General features: G+C 67.5%; 14 protein-coding genes. 3 read left to right on the top strand and 11 right to left on the bottom strand.

Annotated features, from left to right (window positions below; all coding sequences use genetic code 11):
• On the top strand, nt 1-1,278 hold a 1,278-nt coding region (locus tag VB777_RS15990; protein WP_323250148.1), incomplete at its 5' end, for an NHLP bacteriocin system secretion protein.
• The gene (locus VB777_RS15995; RefSeq protein WP_323250150.1) at nt 1,275-1,475 is read left to right on the top strand and encodes a hypothetical protein; all 201 of its coding nucleotides are present in this window, start codon (nt 1,275-1,277) and stop codon (nt 1,473-1,475) included. The genes VB777_RS15990 and VB777_RS15995, both read left to right, overlap by 4 nt.
• Nucleotides 1,476-1,489: 14 nt before the next feature.
• Here VB777_RS15995 and VB777_RS16000 read toward each other — a convergent pair whose 3' ends face one another.
• The 8 genes from VB777_RS16000 to VB777_RS16035 all read right to left on the bottom strand — a co-directional run bounded on the left by VB777_RS16000 (nt 1,490) and on the right by VB777_RS16035 (nt 11,284).
• A complete protein-coding gene (locus VB777_RS16000; protein WP_323250152.1) occupies nt 1,490-2,203 on the bottom strand; it encodes a hypothetical protein in 714 nt (237 codons plus the stop codon).
• Between the two features lie 11 nt (nt 2,204-2,214).
• Nucleotides 2,215-4,089, bottom strand: coding sequence for a TolC family protein (locus tag VB777_RS16005; protein WP_323250154.1), 1,875 nt, complete (start codon nt 4,087-4,089; stop codon nt 2,215-2,217).
• Nucleotides 4,090-4,197: 108 nt separating this feature from the next.
• Nucleotides 4,198-5,457, bottom strand: coding sequence for a carbohydrate porin (locus tag VB777_RS16010; RefSeq protein WP_323250156.1), 1,260 nt, complete (start codon nt 5,455-5,457; stop codon nt 4,198-4,200).
• Complete coding sequence (locus VB777_RS16015) at nt 5,454-6,548, bottom strand: FUSC family protein (RefSeq protein WP_323250158.1); 1,095 nt, start codon at nt 6,546-6,548, stop codon at nt 5,454-5,456. The genes VB777_RS16010 and VB777_RS16015 overlap by 4 nt, the downstream gene beginning before the upstream one ends.
• Nucleotides 6,542-7,543, bottom strand: coding sequence for an FUSC family protein (locus VB777_RS16020; RefSeq protein ID WP_322757403.1), 1,002 nt, complete (start codon nt 7,541-7,543; stop codon nt 6,542-6,544). Before VB777_RS16020 ends, VB777_RS16015 begins: the two co-directional genes overlap by 7 nt.
• A 77-nt stretch (nt 7,544-7,620) precedes the next feature.
• The gene (locus VB777_RS16025; protein ID WP_197154031.1) at nt 7,621-8,562 is read right to left on the bottom strand and encodes an LCP family protein; all 942 of its coding nucleotides are present in this window, start codon (nt 8,560-8,562) and stop codon (nt 7,621-7,623) included.
• A gap of 15 nt (nt 8,563-8,577) precedes the next feature.
• Nucleotides 8,578-10,383, bottom strand: coding sequence for an ABC transporter ATP-binding protein (locus tag VB777_RS16030; RefSeq protein WP_322757404.1), 1,806 nt, complete (start codon nt 10,381-10,383; stop codon nt 8,578-8,580).
• 571 nt (nt 10,384-10,954) lie between these two features.
• On the bottom strand, nt 10,955-11,284 hold the full coding sequence (locus VB777_RS16035) for an RNA recognition motif domain-containing protein (protein WP_197154028.1): 330 nt from the start codon (nt 11,282-11,284) through the stop codon (nt 10,955-10,957).
• A 302-nt stretch (nt 11,285-11,586) separates the two neighbouring features.
• Here VB777_RS16035 and VB777_RS16040 point away from each other — a divergent pair, with 302 nt between their 5' ends.
• The gene (locus VB777_RS16040) at nt 11,587-11,787 is read left to right on the top strand and encodes a hypothetical protein (protein ID WP_197154027.1); all 201 of its coding nucleotides are present in this window, start codon (nt 11,587-11,589) and stop codon (nt 11,785-11,787) included.
• Nucleotides 11,788-11,932: 145 nt separating this feature from the next.
• Here the strand turns inward: VB777_RS16040 and VB777_RS16045 are convergent, their stop codons facing one another.
• The 3 genes from VB777_RS16045 to VB777_RS16055 all read right to left on the bottom strand — a co-directional run.
• On the bottom strand, nt 11,933-13,834 hold the full coding sequence (locus tag VB777_RS16045; protein ID WP_416238380.1) for a DEAD/DEAH box helicase: 1,902 nt from the start codon (nt 13,832-13,834) through the stop codon (nt 11,933-11,935).
• Between the two features lie 375 nt (nt 13,835-14,209).
• The gene (locus tag VB777_RS16050; RefSeq protein WP_323250163.1) at nt 14,210-14,626 is read right to left on the bottom strand and encodes a phosphomannose isomerase type II C-terminal cupin domain; all 417 of its coding nucleotides are present in this window, start codon (nt 14,624-14,626) and stop codon (nt 14,210-14,212) included.
• A gap of 711 nt (nt 14,627-15,337) precedes the next feature.
• The coding region (locus tag VB777_RS16055; RefSeq protein WP_323250165.1) for an ATP-dependent DNA helicase at nt 15,338-16,565 on the bottom strand (1,228 nt) is incomplete at its 5' end.

Here is a 16,565-nt window from a genome sequence, read left to right on the forward strand (position 1 = left end):
CACCGCTGGGCGGGCCTGAGCGACCACGACCAGGTGGGGGTGTGCCTGGCGGCCGTGGCTGGCGCGCTGGGGTGCTGGGCCCTGTTCTGGCCGGTGCCCACCGAGGTGACGGGGCAGGGGGTGCTCGTCTATCCGAACAACGCCGGCCTGCTCAATGCCCGCTCCGGCGGCCAGGTGCGGCAGATCTTCGTGCAGGTGGGGGATCGGGTGAGCCGGGGCCAGGTGCTGATGGAGCTCTACCTGCCGGTGCTGGAGAAGGAACTGCAGCAGCAGAAGGGGAATCTGGCCCAGCTCGAGCTGCAGAACCGTGAACTCGATCAACGGGACCGGCTGCGGCTGGCCACCGAGCGGCTGAGTGTCGACACGGCCCTGGCCAAGCTCGCCGACGACCGCGACCGCTTCGAGGCCCTGCAGGCCACCTATGCCGACAAGCTGCGCAACCTGCGCTGGCTCAGCCAGCGGCAGGTGGTGGCGCCGCTCTCGAGTGAGGTGGTGGGTGCCGAACAGGGCTTCACCACCACCAGCGTCAATCTCGATGCCACCCGCACCCAGGAGAAGGAGGTGCTCACCAGCTATGAGCAGGTGAAGCTCACGATCGACACCCAGGCACTGCAGCGTCGCTACCAGATCGACGATCTGAAGCGCCAGGTGCGGGTCACCGAGGCCCGCATCGCCTTCGACGGCAAGGTGGTGGCCCAGCGCGACGGCAGGCTGCTGGATCTGCAGGTGATCGAGGGCCAGACCGTGAGCACCGGCCAGCGGCTGGGCACCCTGGGGCGAGCCGCCGCCCCCACCGCCCACGAGGCCCCCCTGCGGGCCGTGGCCTTCTTCGCCCCGGCCGATGCCCGGCGGCTCCCCCCGGGACTGCCGGTGGAGGTGGTGCCCCTCTGGAACCAGCGCGGGCGCTTCGGCGGGATCGTGGGCAAAGTCAGCCAGGTGCTCACCCTGCCCGCCACCGAGGAGGACATCTCCACCACGATCGGCAACCCCCAGCTGGCCCAGGAGCTGGTCAGCAAAGGACCCGTGATGCGGGCCGAGATCGCCCTGGAGCGCGATCCCAGCAGCCTCGACGGCTACCGCTGGACCCTCTCGCGCGGCAGTGGCGTGTTTCCGGTGCGGGACGGGCTCACCATCGCCAGCCACGCCTACGTGGAGTGGCGCACACCGATCAGCTACCTGATTCCCGGCCTGCGCTCGATCACCGGTGGCTATCGCAGCCAGGGCATGGACCGGCGCTGGAACCTGCCCTTCCTGCGCCAGCCCGACACCCTGCCATGACCCCCTCCCCCCGCCGCCCTCTTCTGCGCAACGGGCTGCTCCAGCAGGAACTGCCCTGGCTGGCCAGCGAGGTGGTGCTGCTGGTGGTGCTCTTCAACGCCAACCCGCCGGAACTCTGGTTCTGGCTGGTGGTGCTGCTGGTGATCCTGGGGTACCGGATCGAGCGCTGGTGGTCATCTCGATCGGATCGGGACTGAGCCAGGTCCGTGACTCAGCCTGTCCGTCTGTGGAAGCGGCCCAGGATCAGGGCGATCAGGATGGCGATGTAGAGCTGGCCCGCGATGGTGATCACCACGGTGATCACCTGCCCGGTCACGCTGGCGCTGCGGAGCACACCCGAGCCCACAGTGGTGAGGATCTCGAAGGAGGCCGCCATCAGGGCCGGTGCCATCGCCACAGCGTCGGCGTTGTGCTGGTTCAGCAGCGGCAGGGCGGAGATGGCGAAGGCGCCCGGATGCAGCACCCACAGGGCGACCAGCATCACGCCGCCGGCGATGCCGACCAGCAGATAGCCGGAGGTGGCTCCCATCACCACGGCCAGGGTCACGAAGGGCTCGCGCACCAGGGTCTTCACCTTGCGCATCAGCGCCAGCAGAAAGAACAGCAGCCAGGCGATCACATGCGGCACCGTGACGATCCGCCCCAGCGGTGGATCGAAGGCCAGGGCCAGATGCCACACCCCCTCCAGAGCGATCGCCACGCCGCCGAGCCCATAGACCAGCGGCCGCGTGCTGACCAGGGGCGAATACCGCGTCACCGTCGTGATCAGCACCACCGCCAGGCTGATCAGCAGCAGCGAGAGCAGCCAGACCTGCGACTGACAGAGCGGCAGCAGCAGAATCAGCAGCACCTCGGTGGCAAGGGTGAGGATGTAGCCCCGATGGCGGTGCCGCAGCCTCTGGATCTGCTCGTGGGTGAAGGGCATGGCGGCTCCGGTCAGGGCCCGGGGGGCGAGGGTCGCTGCTCGCTCAGGTGCGGGTCATTCAGGCGAAGTTCAGACAGGCGTAGCTCAGGGGCATAGGGCGCCTCGGGATCGCGGGAGACCGGCAGCAGTTCCCGCAGCAGCCTGGCGTAGGTGAGGTTCACGTTCACGGTGGCATTGAGCCGCTGCACCAGGCTGTTGATCAGCCGCTCCTGGGTGATCGACAGATCCACCTCGTTGGAGAGGCCGGTGCGGTAGCGCAACCGCACATCCCGGAAGGCCTCCATGGCGGCCGCCACGCCGCGGCGGGCGGAGCTCAGCTTGGCGAGGCTGGCCTCGTGGTTGAAGAAGGCCTGCTCCAGCCGCAGGCGGATGTCATTGCGGCGGGCGGCGAACTGCTGGGCCGCGGCGGCTTCCCGGCGGGCCAGGCTCCGCACCCGCGCGGCGGTGGTGCCGCCATCAAAGAGCAGCCAGCGCAGGGTGAGTCCGATCGACCAGTCGTAGCCGTTGGTGTTCAGCACGGGGATGACCGTGCCACCGCAGCAGCCGCCGCCACTGACGCTGATGTCGAACTGATTGGTGTTGGCGCCGTAGCCGCCGGCGGCGGCGAACAGCGAGAGGGTCGGCAGCAGGGCGGCGGCGGCCGCGTCCTTCTCCCGGGCCAGGGCCTCGCGGGTGGCCAGCACCGCCTCCAGTTCCGGGTTGTCGCGGTACGCGGCCAGCAGGCTGGCCTCCAGGTCGAGGGGCCAGCGGGGTTGCACCTGGATCGGATCGGAAGCGCTGGGGGTCACCTCCGGCGGCAGGTTGAGCACCACGCCGAGCTGGCGCCGGGCCACGGCCCGGTCGGCCAACGCCTGGATCAGCAGCTCCTGGTCGCTGGCCTCGATGGCGCGGCGGCGCAACACATCCAGCCGCGGCACCAGGCCCGCCTGCTTGAGATCGAGGGCGTCCTGAAGGATCACCAGGTCGTTGCGCACCGTGGCGTCGCGGATGCGCACCAGCTGGTCGGCCTGCTGCAGCTGGTAGTAGGCCTCACTCACCTGCAGCTGCAACCGGCGCAGGTCGTTCGCGTAAGCCTGGCGGCTCTGCTGCAGGCGGGCCCGGGCGGCTCTCACCTGGGGCGTGCGGGCGAAATCGAGCAGCGCGTACTGCAGTTCCAGGCCTGCCTGAACGCTGTTCACCGATTCATTCAGGTAGGCGCCGCCGCCGGTGGGCACCGTCAGGGCACCGCCGGTCGGCTGGCCCGTCGCCGTCGCCAGACCATTGGTCGAGAACTGCGGCCCGAAACCCAGCCTGGTGTTGCCCACGGGGGAATAGAAGCTGGTCCCGCTCTGGCTGCTGCCGCCGCTGGCCACCGCACTGATCCGGGGCCAGTAGGTGCCCAGGGCCGCCTGCAGCTCCGCCAGGGCCGCTGCCACCTGCTCGCGCTGGCCCTGCAGTTCGGCGCTGCCCCGAAAGGCCATCGCCAGGGCCTGCTCCAGGCTCAGGCCCTGGATCGAACCCCGCCCCAGCTGCTCAGCCGTGGGCAGGCTCAGGGGCGCCGGCGCGTCCAGTTCCGCCGGCAGGGGCCCGGAGGCCTCGCGGTTGGGTGCCAGCAGGGTCTGCGGCAGGGGTGGGGTGGCGTCATCTGCGGCGGCTGGTGCCTCTTGCTCTTGCGGCAGCAAGATGTCGAGGGTGCGCAGCTGCTGGTCGAGTTCCCGCCAGCTGCGCTCCAACGGCTCGGTGGATCCCTCGGGCAGCGACGTCGACCGGTTGGTCTGGGCCTGGCTGGGGGCGAGCAGCCCCGGCTGGCCCGGCCCCACGGCCATCGTCGGCAGCAGCAGCAGGCCAAGCAGCGGCACGTGGTTCAGCTTGCGGTTGCCCTGCCGGCCACCTCGGCTCCTGCCCATCCGCTCCGATTCGGCCCGTCTGATCGGCGCCAGTCTCATCGGCGTCAGTCTGAACGCTGCAAGCCTGATGGATGCAAGTCTGATGGCAGCCAATCTGGTGGACCCGGCTCAGAAGGTCAGGGTGACCTGCAGGCCGCTCGAGAGGATGCCTGGCCAGGCCCCGCGAGCGCCCGGATTGACGATCCACTGCAGGGTGGGCTGGAGATTGAGGTTGTCGTTCAGGCGAAGCTGATAGCCCAGCTCAACCACCCCCTCCTGGCCCAGCGGCGGCTGGAGTCCGGGGCTGAAGCCGGTGCGGGCCATCCCCAGGGCCAGCACATCCCGGGGGCGCCCCGGGAAGGGGCCCAGCACCACCACGCCGGTGCTGAGGTTGGTGCGGATGGAATTGAAGGCCGGATCCAGACCGAGGGTGGCCGCGAACCAGAGCCGTCGATCGCTGCCGGGCCCGCTGCCCACCGGCAGGCTGAGGCTGCTGTAGAGGCCGCGGTTGGGGCCGCTGCCGAGGTAGCCGCCCAGTTGCAGTGACCCCGGCGGCAGCCGCAGCGGCGTGGATGGGGGCAGCGCTGGGGGCAGGCTGGTTGGCTTCAGCCAGTCGGGCGTGAGTTCCAGCTGCACCATCTGCAGCCAGCCCCCCGGCCCTGCCATGGATCCTTCGATCCCGAACCGACGCACCTGGGCGGCCATGGCTGTCAGATCGAAGCCGGCCACGTCCAGTCGCAGCTCCTCGGAGGGGCGGAGGCTCAGCACGGCGCCCGGGGCATGCAGGGGGGCCACGGGGAAGTCGGCGGTGCCGAGACCGGGGGCCGTGTTCAGGGCCCCATGGACGTAGTAGCTGGCCAGCGGTGCGGTGAAGAACTCTGGATCGAGCGAGAGCAGGCCGGCCCGCAGGCCCCAGGAGCCTGGGAGGGTCTCGCGCCGGATCTCGGCGGCGCTGAGCCAGAACCCCGGCGGATCGGCGAGCTGCTGCAGGGGAATCACCGCGCCGATGGATTCGGCGTAGTTGGGGTTGCCGTTGATGAAGGTCAGATCAGTCCGCATCGACCAGCGGCTCGCCTCGGAGCCGGACTGCCGCCAGGGAAGGATGACGATCTGCAGGGTGGATTGCTGGATCCAGCTGGCCCGGGAGGCCTTGCCCCCGACGGGATTAGCCATGGGTTCGGCCTGGATCTCCAGCTGCAGCTGCAGCCATTCCGGCAGCCCCAGCCACTCCTGCAGGCTGCCCCAGCCCGTTGGTTCAGGCGTGGCTTCCGTGGATCCAGGACTGGGGGCCGCAGGATCAGGAGCTTCGGGCAACGGTTCCGCCAGGGTCGGCGCCATCAGCAGCGCCATCGCCGCACCCAGGGCTCCCCAGGGGCGGGCTCGCTTCATGGCACCAGCTGCCGCCAGCGGGTTTCGCAGTGCAGCAGGCAGGAGAGCACCTGCTGGCAGGCCATCAGCCGCCGGGCGATCCGCTGCAGCCGGCCCAGATCCATGGCGGCGAAGCTGGGATCGCGCAGCCAGTGATCGGCGACGCTCCAGCTGGCCGGGGCCTGGAAGGGAGGCGGGGGCTTGAGCGATTCCCCCGGCTGGAGCACGATCCGGCACCATTGCCCCAGCTGGGCGGCGGCGGCCTCGAGCAGTTCCGCCTCCGCCAGGCGCAGGGCCGCCAGGGAGGCCACCTGGCCAAGGGGAGGGGGCTGGCGCTCAAGGGTGTCGAGGGCGCCGATCAGGCTGGAGCAGGCGTCCTCCAGCAGGGAGAACCCCCGCAGCAGGGGATGGCGGCTGGGATGGTCGCCCAGCTCGGCCTCCACCATGGGGCGGCCGCGGCGCAGCAGCCCCAGCTGGCGGCGCAGCTCCACCGTGCGTCGATGCTGTGGATCGGCTTGGGTTGTGGGTGTGGCTGCGCTGGTTGGCTTCGCGGCGTGGCCTTGCTTCGCCGTGGCCCCGCTCAGATACAGCTGTGCAGCCGCCGCCTCCAGACCCTCCGCCAGAGATCCCAGCAGGACGTTCCACTGACTGCGGGTCTGCGTCACCGCCTGGCTGGGCCAGAACAACCGCAGGCTCAGCAGGGCCATGAGGATGCCGACACAGGTCCAGAACAGCCGCAGCGGGATCCACCAGTCGAGGTCATCGCCGTGGACCAGCCAGCCCATCACCAGCACCAGGCCGCCCACCTTGTAGCCCACCCGCAGCCCCAGCCACTCCCCCAGGGCGCGCAACAGGCCCAGGGCCAGGCCGAGGGCGAGAGCGAGGGGCAGCTCCCGGAGGCACTCCTTGGTCACCACCAGCAAGGCCGCTCCCAGCAGGGTGCCGAGCAGCCGCTGGCGGCCGAGCCTCAGGGAGTTGCCATAGGTGCCGGTGCCCACCGCCAGCACCGCCAGGGTGGCGTAGAACCCGAAGCCCAGGGGTGCCAGAAGTCCGAGGGCGTTGGTCAGCCCGGTGGTCACCACCAGACGCAGCTCGTCGCGGCGGATCAGCATGGAACGGTGGGGGGGTCGAGCCGGCGCAGCCGCGCCAGGGTCTCAACGGTGGAGAGCAGTCGTTGCTGTTCTTCGGCCAGGGCCAGCAACTGCAGCAGGGGCCGCCCGTCGCGCAGGGCCGCCTCCTGCCAGAGCTCGGGGCGGGGGGGCACAGGGTGCGCCCTGCTCCCCTCCAGGGCGGCGGCCAGGTCGGCCAGCACCTGACGCAGGGGATAGGGGCCTGTGATGGCCGGGTCCGTCTCGGAAGGCGGCGTTGCTGGCGGCAGGTTGGAGAGCAGACGCTCCCACTGAACCCAGTGGTGGCCGAGGGTCTGCCAGAGGTTGAGCCGTTGGCGCCAGCGCCGGCGCAGCAGCCAGCGACGCCGGGGACCGCGCATCTGCTCCTGGGTGAGCTGACTCATGCGCAGCCAGGTCTCGGTGAAGTCGGCCGGCGGCAGGGGCGGTGGCGCTGGGGCGAGCTCGATCAGCCAGCGGCGATGCTCCTCCAGCTGGCACCGCAGCTGCTCCCAGAGCCTGTCTTCGATCTCCTGCAGTTCCCTGAGGCCCTGGCGGGGCCAGAACAACAATCCCACCAGGATGGCGATCACGCAGCCCAGGGCCGTGTCAAGGGCGCGGTTGAACACGTAGTTCCAGTTGAGGAGCACGTGGTCGGGAATCATCAGGAACATCACGCTCACCAGGCCGGCAGTGCCGAGGGAGCTCTGCCAGCCCAGCATCCGCAGCACCGGCACCATCAGCAGCAGCGACACCAGCACCCCAATCCAGCCCGACAGGATCGTGTGCACCAGAAAGGTGATCAGCCCGCCGGTGACGGTGCCGAGAATGCGGGACGTGGCCGCGTGCACGGTCTGGTCGTCGTTGTCGTCGACCACGACGATCACCGCCATCAGCGGATACCAGACGAACTCGATCCGCTCCCACCACAGGGCTGCGGCAGCGGTGATCGTGGCCGAGATCCCCAGCTTGAGGCTGTTGTGCAGCAGCGGGGAAGACACGGGGGCGCGCAGCTGCCGCAGCAGGGATGACCGGCTCAGCCTATGGCCCGCGCTCAGGCCTCAGAAGTGGTCAGGTCTCAGAACAGGAAGCGGTAGCGATCGTCCTGCGGATTGGTCTCGCCATTGTCAGCGGCCTTGCTTCCCTCGGCGCCGGGCTCGGCCTGCGGCCAGGTGGCATCCCAGTAGCTGATGCCGTCCCGGTAGAAGGGGCGGCCGTCCAGCCGTTCGGTTTCCAGGCTGGTCATGCCCATCGCCGTGATCAGTCCACCCATCTCCATGGGCCCCAGATCGGTATGGAGATCCTTGCCGGCGGCAGCCAGGATGGCCGGCAGCCGCACCAGGTTCTCCGGTCGGGTGAGCTTGCGGAACAGGGCTTTGAGGGCCAGCTGCTGACGCTCCAGCCGGCCGATGTCGCCCATCTCATCGTGGCGCCAGCGCAGGAATCCCTCCAGGTCCCGACCCTTGAGGGTCTGCAGACCGGGCTGGAGGTCGATATGAAGCCCCTGGCTGTTGTCCACGTAGTACAGCCTCTTGGGCACGTCCACTTCGATGCCGCCGAGCACATCGGCCATGCGCCGGATCGAGGAGAGATTCACCTTGACCAGATGACTGATCGGCCGTCCCATGCGGCTGGAGAGTTCCTGTTTCACCAGATCGGCGCCCCCCAGGCTGTAAAGGGCGTTGGCCTTGACGCCGCCGTACTCCACCGTCTCGATGTAGCTGTCACGTGGCACCTGGATGATGCGGGTCACACCGTTCTCCACCCGCAGAACCGCCATCACGTCGGTGTTGCCACCACCGACATCCGTACCCAGCAACAGCACATCCTGATGACCGAAATTGGCCCAGCCCGCAAAGGGGTTGGTGATGCGCTTGTCCTCGATGTGATTCTCGATGGACAGCCAGCGACTCAGGGGACCGGCGAGCAGCAGACCGCCACTGAGGCCCAGCACCACGGCCACAGTGACGGGCCCGCGCTGACCTCTCTTGGGACGGCGCTGCGCCGCAGATGTCTTCATGTTGGAAAACTTATGTCAGGCATCGAACCGCAGGGGCTCGTCCGGCAGGAGACCGGCCTGGACACGCCAGAGGCCGGCGTAGGCACCGGCGGCGGCGATCAGGTGCTCATGGGTGCCGCTTTCCACGATCTGGCCCTGCTCCAGCACCACGATGCGATCGGCATGGCGCACCGTGCTGAGGCGGTGGGCGATCACCAGAGTGGTGCGATCCGCCGTGAGCCGCACAAGCGAGCGCTGGATGGCCGCTTCGGTGTCGTTGTCCACGGCGGCGGTGGCCTCATCGAGGATCAGCACCGGAGGATTCTTGAGGATGGCGCGGGCCAGGGCGATGCGCTGGCGCTGGCCTCCGGAGAGCCGCTGGCCCCGCTCCCCCACCACCGTGTCGTAGCCGTGGGGCAGGGCGGCGATGAAGGGAGCGGCCTCGGCCAGGGCAGCGGCGCGTTCGATGGCGCTGCGGGATGCGTCGAAGCTGCCGTAGGCGATGTTCTCGGCCACCGAGCCATGGAAGAGGAACACCTCCTGGCTGACCAGACCGATGGCGTGACGCAGGTCATCGAGCCGCAGGGTCTGGATCGGGATCCCATCGAGCAGGATCTGGCCCTGCTGTTGTTCGTAGAGACGCAGCAGCAGCTTCACGATGGTGCTCTTGCCTGAGCCGGTGGCGCCCACGATGCCCAGGGTGGATCCTGCCGGTACCTGCAGGTTGAAGTTCTGCAGAATCGGCGGGCGATCGTGGTAAGCGAAGCCCACCGCCTCGAAGCGGATCTCGCCCCGCACCCGGGAGCGTGGCAAGTGGCCATCACCACCGGGGATGGCGATCGGCGTGTCGAGCAGATCCAGCACCCGGTTGGTCGACGCCATGCCCCGCTGATAATCGTCGAGGGTGCGGCCCAGAGTGGTGAGGGGCCACAGCAGACGCTGGGTGATGTACACCAGGAAGGTGTAGGGCGCCACTCCGAGGGTTCCGCGCCACACCTGCAGCCCGCCGACCACCAGGATCGCCAGGAAGGCGAACAGGATGGCGAAACGGATCAGCGGCACGAAGCCGGCCGAGAAGCGAATGGCGCGGCGGTTGCTCTGGCGGTAGGCCTCGCTCTGCTGACGCAGGCGATCGTTCTCCCAGCCCTCGGCCACGTAGCTCTTGATCGTGAGCATGCCGCCCAGATTGGTGGCCAGGCGGCTGGCCAGATCGCCGGCCCGCTCGCGCACCTCCTGGTAGCGGGGAGCGAGGCGATGCTGATACCCCAGGGAGCCCCAGAGGATCACCGGCACCGGAAGAAACGACACCCCAGCCACACCCGGTGAGATCCACACCATCGCCCCGCCCACGGCCAGCACGGTGGTGATCAGCTGCAGGATCTCATTGGCACCGTGATCGAGGAAGCGCTCCAGCTGGTTGATGTCGTCGTTGAGGATCGTCAGCAACCGTCCGCTGCTGCCCGCCTCGAAAAAGGCCATCTCGAGGCGCTGGAGATGGTCGTAGGCCTCCAGGCGCAGTTCGTGCTGCACGGTCTGGGCCAGGTTGCGCCAGAGCAGACCGTAGAGGTATTCGAACAGGGATTCGGCGGTCCAGATCAGGAATGACAGCACGGCCAGCACGGCCAGCTGGCCCGGAACCGAGACCACGCCCAGATCGGCCAGCCAGGAGTTCTGCTGTTTCACCACCACATCGACCGCCAGGGCGATCAGCACCGGTGGAGCCAGGTCAAAGAGTTTATTGAGCACCGAGCAGGTCGCCGCCAGCCAGACCTGCCGCCGATGGGGACGCAGGGTGCGCAGCAGGCGCTTCAGGGCAGGGGTGGAGCCGGTGGCTGGCCGCATGCGACGGGTTGGCGGTGAAGATGTTTGCCAGGAACGGTTTGTAGCGGTGCACCGGGGGTAGAACGACGACATCCCAGAAGGGAGATGTTCATGACCCGTTCACGCGCTTTCAATCGATTCCATCGTTGGACAGCCAAGGTTCGTCGCCATCATCTGCGGGCGGCACTTCCTGAGAGCCTCGAGGGCCGACCGATTGCACCTTGCCCAGGAGCTGAGTTGCGTCGCCGTGCCTGGCAGGTCGATCAACTCGATGAGCTTGAGACTGCTCAAACTGAACTCCTGGAAATCTGACGCTGCCATGCTTGTGACGATCAATCCGTGCCTCAAGGCACGATCAGACAACGGAGTCCGTTCCTGAAGCTTGATCGTTGGCCTGATCCACCTGATGGCACCGGGATCATCTTCGTCGTCGTGATCCAACCGATTAGAACCCCTTGGAGCGCAATGCACCAAGGGGTTTTTGTTTGGATCGCAGAGGTGCGAAGGGTGCAGAGCGACTTATCCCATCGTTAGGCGTCAGGACAGCACCAATGGGCCTGATCCCTTGGGGCGCCATCGGATTCCAGTCGCTTCACCAGCGGTTTCCGCTACCTCCGCCGTAGCCACCGCCACCTCCTCCAGCACGATTGCCACCCCGTGCACCGCCGCCACCACCGCCTTCCCGGGGAGTGGCTTTGTTGACGCGGATCATGCGGCCCATCCACTCGACGTCCTGCAGGTCGTCGATGGCTTTCTGCTCAGCGGCATCGTCGCTGAGCTCAACGAAAGCGAAGCCACGTTTGCGGCCGGTTTCCCGATCAAGGGGCAGGCTGCAGTTGCGCACCTCTCCGTATTGACCGAAGAGATCAAGGAGATCCTCCCGTTCAGCCTGGAACGAGAGATTGCCGACGTAGATAGTCATTCAATGAACTGGACCTGGAACTGATCCGCAGATAGCCGTGTGTCCCTGGGAAGGCCCTTGAGAGCCAGGAGTCCGTACCGGAGCCGTTTGGAAAGGCCGTGCGGTCCAACCCTGCTGAGCGCGCCGAGGGGAGCCTGGACATCAATGAATCTCCATCAGCCTACTCGGAGGTCCCATCGCTGATCTCCCCTTGAGCGGGATGGAGAAGCGTGAAGAACTTGCGAAGGGATCCTGAAGAACGGCCATCGATCCCCGGTCCTGTCCCATTGTCAGCGAACCCTGATCCAGTTCCCATTAGTCCTATGGCATGCCCTGTCCCCTGGAGCCTGGCGTGGAGCGATGACGGTGAGCTCGCTGCCCAGGACCGCTTTGACCTGCTGCAGAGCCTGGTCTGTGTCGAGACCAGCGAGGTCCAGCCCTCCCTGATTGCCGCTGTCGAGCGGCTGTCCGTGACCGAGCTCAGCGTGCTGTCCAGTGTCGATGTCACCCGCTCGTGTGCCTGAGCACTGTGCCGGCGTGAGGTCAGGGCCCTTGCCGAGGGAAGCCTCCCCTGGAGCGGTGATCGTCACGACCTCCTGACCATGAAAAAAGCCGCTGCGGTTAGCAGCGGCTTCAAGACGCAGGGGGCTGCGGTGGATCGCTTCAGGCTCAGGAGAGCTTGGTGATCTGCAGCTCGCGGTTCATCACCCGCAGCCGGCGCAGATTTTCGAACACGTCTTCGGGCATGCCTTTGGGCAGATCCACAGTGCTGTGGGCGTCGAAGATGTGGATCCGGCCGATCATCTTGCCGGCGATGCCGGCCTCATTGGCGATTGCGCCCACGATGTTGCCGGGTTTGATGCGATCGCGCCAGCCCACCTCGATCCGGAAGCGATCCATGTCCGCATCCACGGGGGAGACCTCCTGGCTGCGGGGGGCTCCGGTGCTGCGACCATCCCGGCCGGCGGGGCGCCGCTCAATCGTTCGTCGTGTGCCGCCATCGCGATCGCGCGGACTGCCGCTGCGGCTGTCGCGGGCGGGGCCGCGGGCCGCGGGCTGGCTCCACTGCTCGTCTCCGTGCAGCAGCAAGGGCTTGCCGACCAGGCTCATCTGCAGAGCCACCAGGGCCAGCTGGTCGCTGCTCACCTCGTGCTCCTGCGCCACGCGTTGCAGGATCTCGCTGAGCAGGGCGCGCTCCTCCTCGGTGCCGATCGGAGTGGTGAGCCCGTTGGTGAGCTTCTGACGGAGCCGATCAAGGCGGTTCTGGTTGATGGTGGCGTTGCTGGGCACCTCCATCGGCTCAATGGCACGGCCCACGGCCCGCTCCAGGCCTCCGAGGAAGCGCCGTTCGCGGGGGGTGAGGAAGAGGATCGCCTCGCCGCTGCGGCCCGCCCGGCCAGTGCGACCGATGCGGTGCACGTAGGCCTCGCCATCAAAGGGCATGTCGTAGTTCACCACCAGGCCGACGCGTTCCACATCGAGGCCGCGGGCAGCCACATCGGTGGCTACCAGCACGTCGACCCGGCCGTCCTTGAGCCGCTCGATCGTGCGCTCCCGCTGCGCCTGGGGCACGTCGCCGTTGAGCACGGCCACCTCGTAGCCATGGCTTTCGAGAAACTCAGCCACGGTGAGGGTGATCGCCTTGGTGCGGGCAAAGATGATCGTTCCCTCACTGGACTCGGCCTCCAGCACCCGCTGCAGCACCGGCAGCTTGTGGGGGCCGTGCACCATCAGGTAACGCTGACGGATTCTGCCGCCGTCGGCCGCCTTGGTGCGGATCGTCACCTCCGCCGGCTGGCGCAGGTAGTTGTGGGAGATGCGCCGGATCTCGGCCGGCATCGTGGCCGAGAAGAGCACCACCTGGCGCTCGCTGGGCAGTTGCTCCAGCACCCACTCCACGTCGTCGATGAAGCCCATGCGGAGCATCTCATCGGCTTCGTCGAGCACCAGGGCACGCAGGCCGGAGAGATCGAGAGTTCCCTGGCGCATGTGGTCCATCACCCGGCCAGGCGTGCCCACAACAATCTGTACGCCGCGCCGAAGCTGCTGGATCTGGTCGCGGAAGTCGGCGCCGCCGTACACCGCCAGCACGCGCACGTTGGGCAGGCGGGAGGCGTAGGTGTTGAAGGCATCCGCCACCTGCATGGCAAGCTCCCGGGTGGGGGCCAGCACCAGGACCTGGGGTTTGCGTTGCTCGGGATCGAGACGGGCCAGCAGGGGGAGGGCGAAGGCGGCCGTCTTGCCGGTACCGGTCTGGGCCTGACCCACCAGATCCCGGCCGAGCAGCAGCTCGGGGATGGCGGCTGCCTGAATCGGTGACGGCTGTTCGTAGCCGATGGCGCTGAGGGTTTCGAGCAGCTCGGAGGCAAAGCCGAAACTGGCAAAACCGGAGGGTGCCGCAGGCTCAGGCTCCGATGTAGTGCTGCTCTTCAGGGTGTCTGTGGATGCAGCGGCGGTCACCGGCTTGACATCACGGCTTTCGCGATTGCTGTTGTCGTGATTCAGGTCTTCAACGTCAGCGTTGTCGCTGGCTTGGAGGGGTTCAGCAGAGCTCGGCAAATCGCTGGTCAGCAGTTCTGCAGAGGTTGCGATCGAGTCAGCGGCCGCAGCCGAGCCGGCCTCGATCAGGCTGGCGGCGTCAACGCCGGTGACGGCGCACAGGGTGCTGCCGCCTTCTTGAGATGGGGTCACGGGATGTCCGGGCCTGGGAAATCCTTCAACGCAGGCCGGCAGAGACCCAAGATTTGGAACTGGAAATGGTGTCGAACATCAGCAATGTTCTGCTGCTTTCTGGCTGCCGTGGATCGGCGGCTCCTGCGCTGCAGGGTTGTGCGGACTGAGGTTTGATCGGATCGGGATGAATGAATGGGGGTCCCGGCTCCGGTCCTGTGGTTCGACAGCTCACCGTGAACTGCCACGCCCTTCATCAAAGGGTGAAACTGCACCTTACACCCGGCCGTAGTCGTCGGCAAAGCGTTCGATGTCGTCTTCCCGTAACAGGGAGCCGCGCTGCACCTCGATGATCTCCAATCCTTCGCTGCCCGCTGCCGCCCGGTGGATCGTGAGCGGCGGAATGATCAGGCTGCTGCCCGGTTCGAGCGGCTGGGTTCTGCTCAGCGGCGCGTCACCCAGTTCCACGCTGCCCTGGCCCAGTACCACAAGCCAGTGCTCCAGGCGATGCTGATGCCGCTGCCGACTGAGGCGCTGATGCGGATCAAGGTGCAGGCGCTTGACCCGATAGCCGGGCCCTTCCGCCAGAAGCTCGAACCAGCCCCAGGGACGCTGCTCCGGTGGCTCAACAACGGCCCGATCAGACACCGCTGTGTCCAGGGCCGTTCCTGACTCCGATACGGGTCCAGACATCGGCAGAGGTCCAGCCAGAGAATCAGGTCCAGGCGGGAAAGAGCAGCTCAAATCGATCACGGCCATGGGCTGTTGATCGGCGGATTGCGGATGAATGATCACCAGCCTGGGCAAGTCGAGTCGATCACCGGCATCCTGGCTCTTGCATGGGCTGAACAGGCCGGGATGATTCATCTGAATCTTCCAATTCGGCTGAACCTGCTTGACCTTCATCAGCAGACTCGATGGGTCGAGCCTGGGAGCCCGCCTGGGTTCGACCAAGGATGGCGATCCAGCTGAGCTGCACCTTCGGGCTCAGGACTTGGAACGCTTTGGAAGGGGGTGGTTTCAGAGCCGCCTGGGGCCGGGGCGTCCAGGTGGCGGTTCTCCGAGAACCTTTGGGGCACCTCGCTCGCGTTCGCCACAGAGGGTGAAGGCGGGGTCAGGGATGCAGGAAGGAATCGCCCAGGACGATGAACATCCTGATATCGATTTGGAGAACTCCCAGGGGGAGAGACTATTGGAGCAGGGGCTCTGAAACCGCCGGTTGGGGGATAGCTCCCTTCCCGGTTGAGAGAAGTATGAATCGCTTGGCAATGGCTCGCGCGGGCCGTTCATGTTTCGTTGACAGGTTGCGCGATGTGGTGCTGTGTAACGCCCGTGCAGCATCGGTATTCAGGCAAGAGCTGGCACACAGCTCAGGTACTCAGATCAGATCGTCAGGTCAAAGACTCAGGTGAGTGGAGCCGTGATCAGCAGGGCTTGGTGGCGGGCCCGGGTCAAGGCGGTGTAAAGCAGGCGAGGATCGTCGCGCTCTGGATCCGGCAGCAGCACGATCACCGTGTCGGCTTCGCTGCCCTGGGCCTTGTGCACGGTGAGGGCGAGGGCCGGTTCCACCGCCCCTGCCATCTGGGCCGGATGCAGCCAGCGCAGATGGTCTTGGTTGGATGCTGCGGCGCGGTCTGGGCCGCCTGATGCGGCAGCGAACAGCAGGCGCCGCGCGCCGCCGCGTCTGTGCACCACCACGCCCAGATCGCCATTGGCCAGGCCCAGATCGGGCAAATTGCGGCAGCACAGCACCGGAGTTCCCGGCGGCCAGGCGCCAGGACCGGCCGTGGCGGCGTCGCCGAGCAGGGCCTGATGGATCGCTTCCACTCCCCAACGCCCCCTGCGCACCGGCGTGAGGATCAGCATCTCCCCCAGCGCCTCCAGCAGAGCACTGGCCCCATCGGTTGGCTGGCTGGAGCTGGCCATGGCGGCGGCCAGGCTGGCCAGCTGCAGCTGCCTGCGGCGCAGGGGTTCCAGCAGCGCCGCAGGCAGGCCCCGGACTGGATTGGCTTGTTGCCACGCCAGATTGCCGCTGGAGCGACACGCCTCAAGCTGGCTGGCCAGGCCCTGCAGACCGCTGGCCTGCGGGTCATGGCCTTCCCGGCCGCGCAGCCAGTTGGCCAGCTCGGCGATGGCGCCGTGGTTGCGGTAGGTGGTGGTGAGCTGCACAGCGGCCTCCCCCAGCGCCTTCAGCCGTGCCGGTCGCTGCAGTTCCAGCAGTACCGGTCCGGGACCCACCGGCGGCAGCTGGGCAGGATCTCCCACCAGCACCAGCCGACAGGTGGCCGGCAAGGCGTCCAGCAGCGCCTCCATCAGGGGAAGATCCACCATCGACACCTCATCCACCACCAGCAGATCCAGCTCCAGGGGCCGGTGGCGGTGTCGTCCGAATCGCTCCCCGTTGCTCTCCAGCAGCCGATGCAGGGTGCCGCAGGGGGTGCGGCGCAGCTTGCCGGCCACAGCGGGGGCGAGGCAGCCGGCACCATCCTCGATCGCCTGCTGCAACCGGGCCGCGGCCTTGCCGGTGGGGGCCGCCAGCTGGATCCGCAGGGCCGGCTGCAGGCTCAGCTGGGCCGCCAGGATCTGAACCACGGTGCTGGTCTTGCCGGTGCCGGGGCCGCCGCCCAGCAGC

The sequence above is a fragment of the Synechococcus sp. CCY9202 genome, from assembly GCF_034931685.1.
GTDB lineage: Bacteria > Cyanobacteriota > Cyanobacteriia > PCC-6307 > Cyanobiaceae > CBW1002.

What these genes read in the sequence shown, in the direction of transcription:
- VB777_RS15995 (WP_323250150.1), top strand. Translation starts at nt 1,275, where the DNA reads ATGACCCCCTCCCCCCGCCGCCCTCTTCTGCGCAACGGGCTGCTCCAG.
- VB777_RS16000 (WP_323250152.1), bottom strand. Translation starts at nt 2,203, where the DNA reads ATGCCCTTCACCCACGAGCAGATCCAGAGGCTGCGGCACCGCCATCGG.
- VB777_RS16005 (WP_323250154.1), bottom strand. Translation starts at nt 4,089, where the DNA reads ATGGGCAGGAGCCGAGGTGGCCGGCAGGGCAACCGCAAGCTGAACCAC.
- VB777_RS16010 (WP_323250156.1), bottom strand. Translation starts at nt 5,457, where the DNA reads ATGAAGCGAGCCCGCCCCTGGGGAGCCCTGGGTGCGGCGATGGCGCTG.
- VB777_RS16015 (WP_323250158.1), bottom strand. Translation starts at nt 6,548, where the DNA reads ATGCTGATCCGCCGCGACGAGCTGCGTCTGGTGGTGACCACCGGGCTG.
- VB777_RS16025 (WP_197154031.1), bottom strand. Translation starts at nt 8,562, where the DNA reads ATGAAGACATCTGCGGCGCAGCGCCGTCCCAAGAGAGGTCAGCGCGGG.
- VB777_RS16030 (WP_322757404.1), bottom strand. Translation starts at nt 10,383, where the DNA reads ATGCGGCCAGCCACCGGCTCCACCCCTGCCCTGAAGCGCCTGCTGCGC.
- VB777_RS16035 (WP_197154028.1), bottom strand. Translation starts at nt 11,284, where the DNA reads ATGACTATCTACGTCGGCAATCTCTCGTTCCAGGCTGAACGGGAGGAT.
- VB777_RS16040 (WP_197154027.1), top strand. Translation starts at nt 11,587, where the DNA reads ATGGCATGCCCTGTCCCCTGGAGCCTGGCGTGGAGCGATGACGGTGAG.
- VB777_RS16050 (WP_323250163.1), bottom strand. Translation starts at nt 14,626, where the DNA reads ATGTCTGGACCCGTATCGGAGTCAGGAACGGCCCTGGACACAGCGGTG.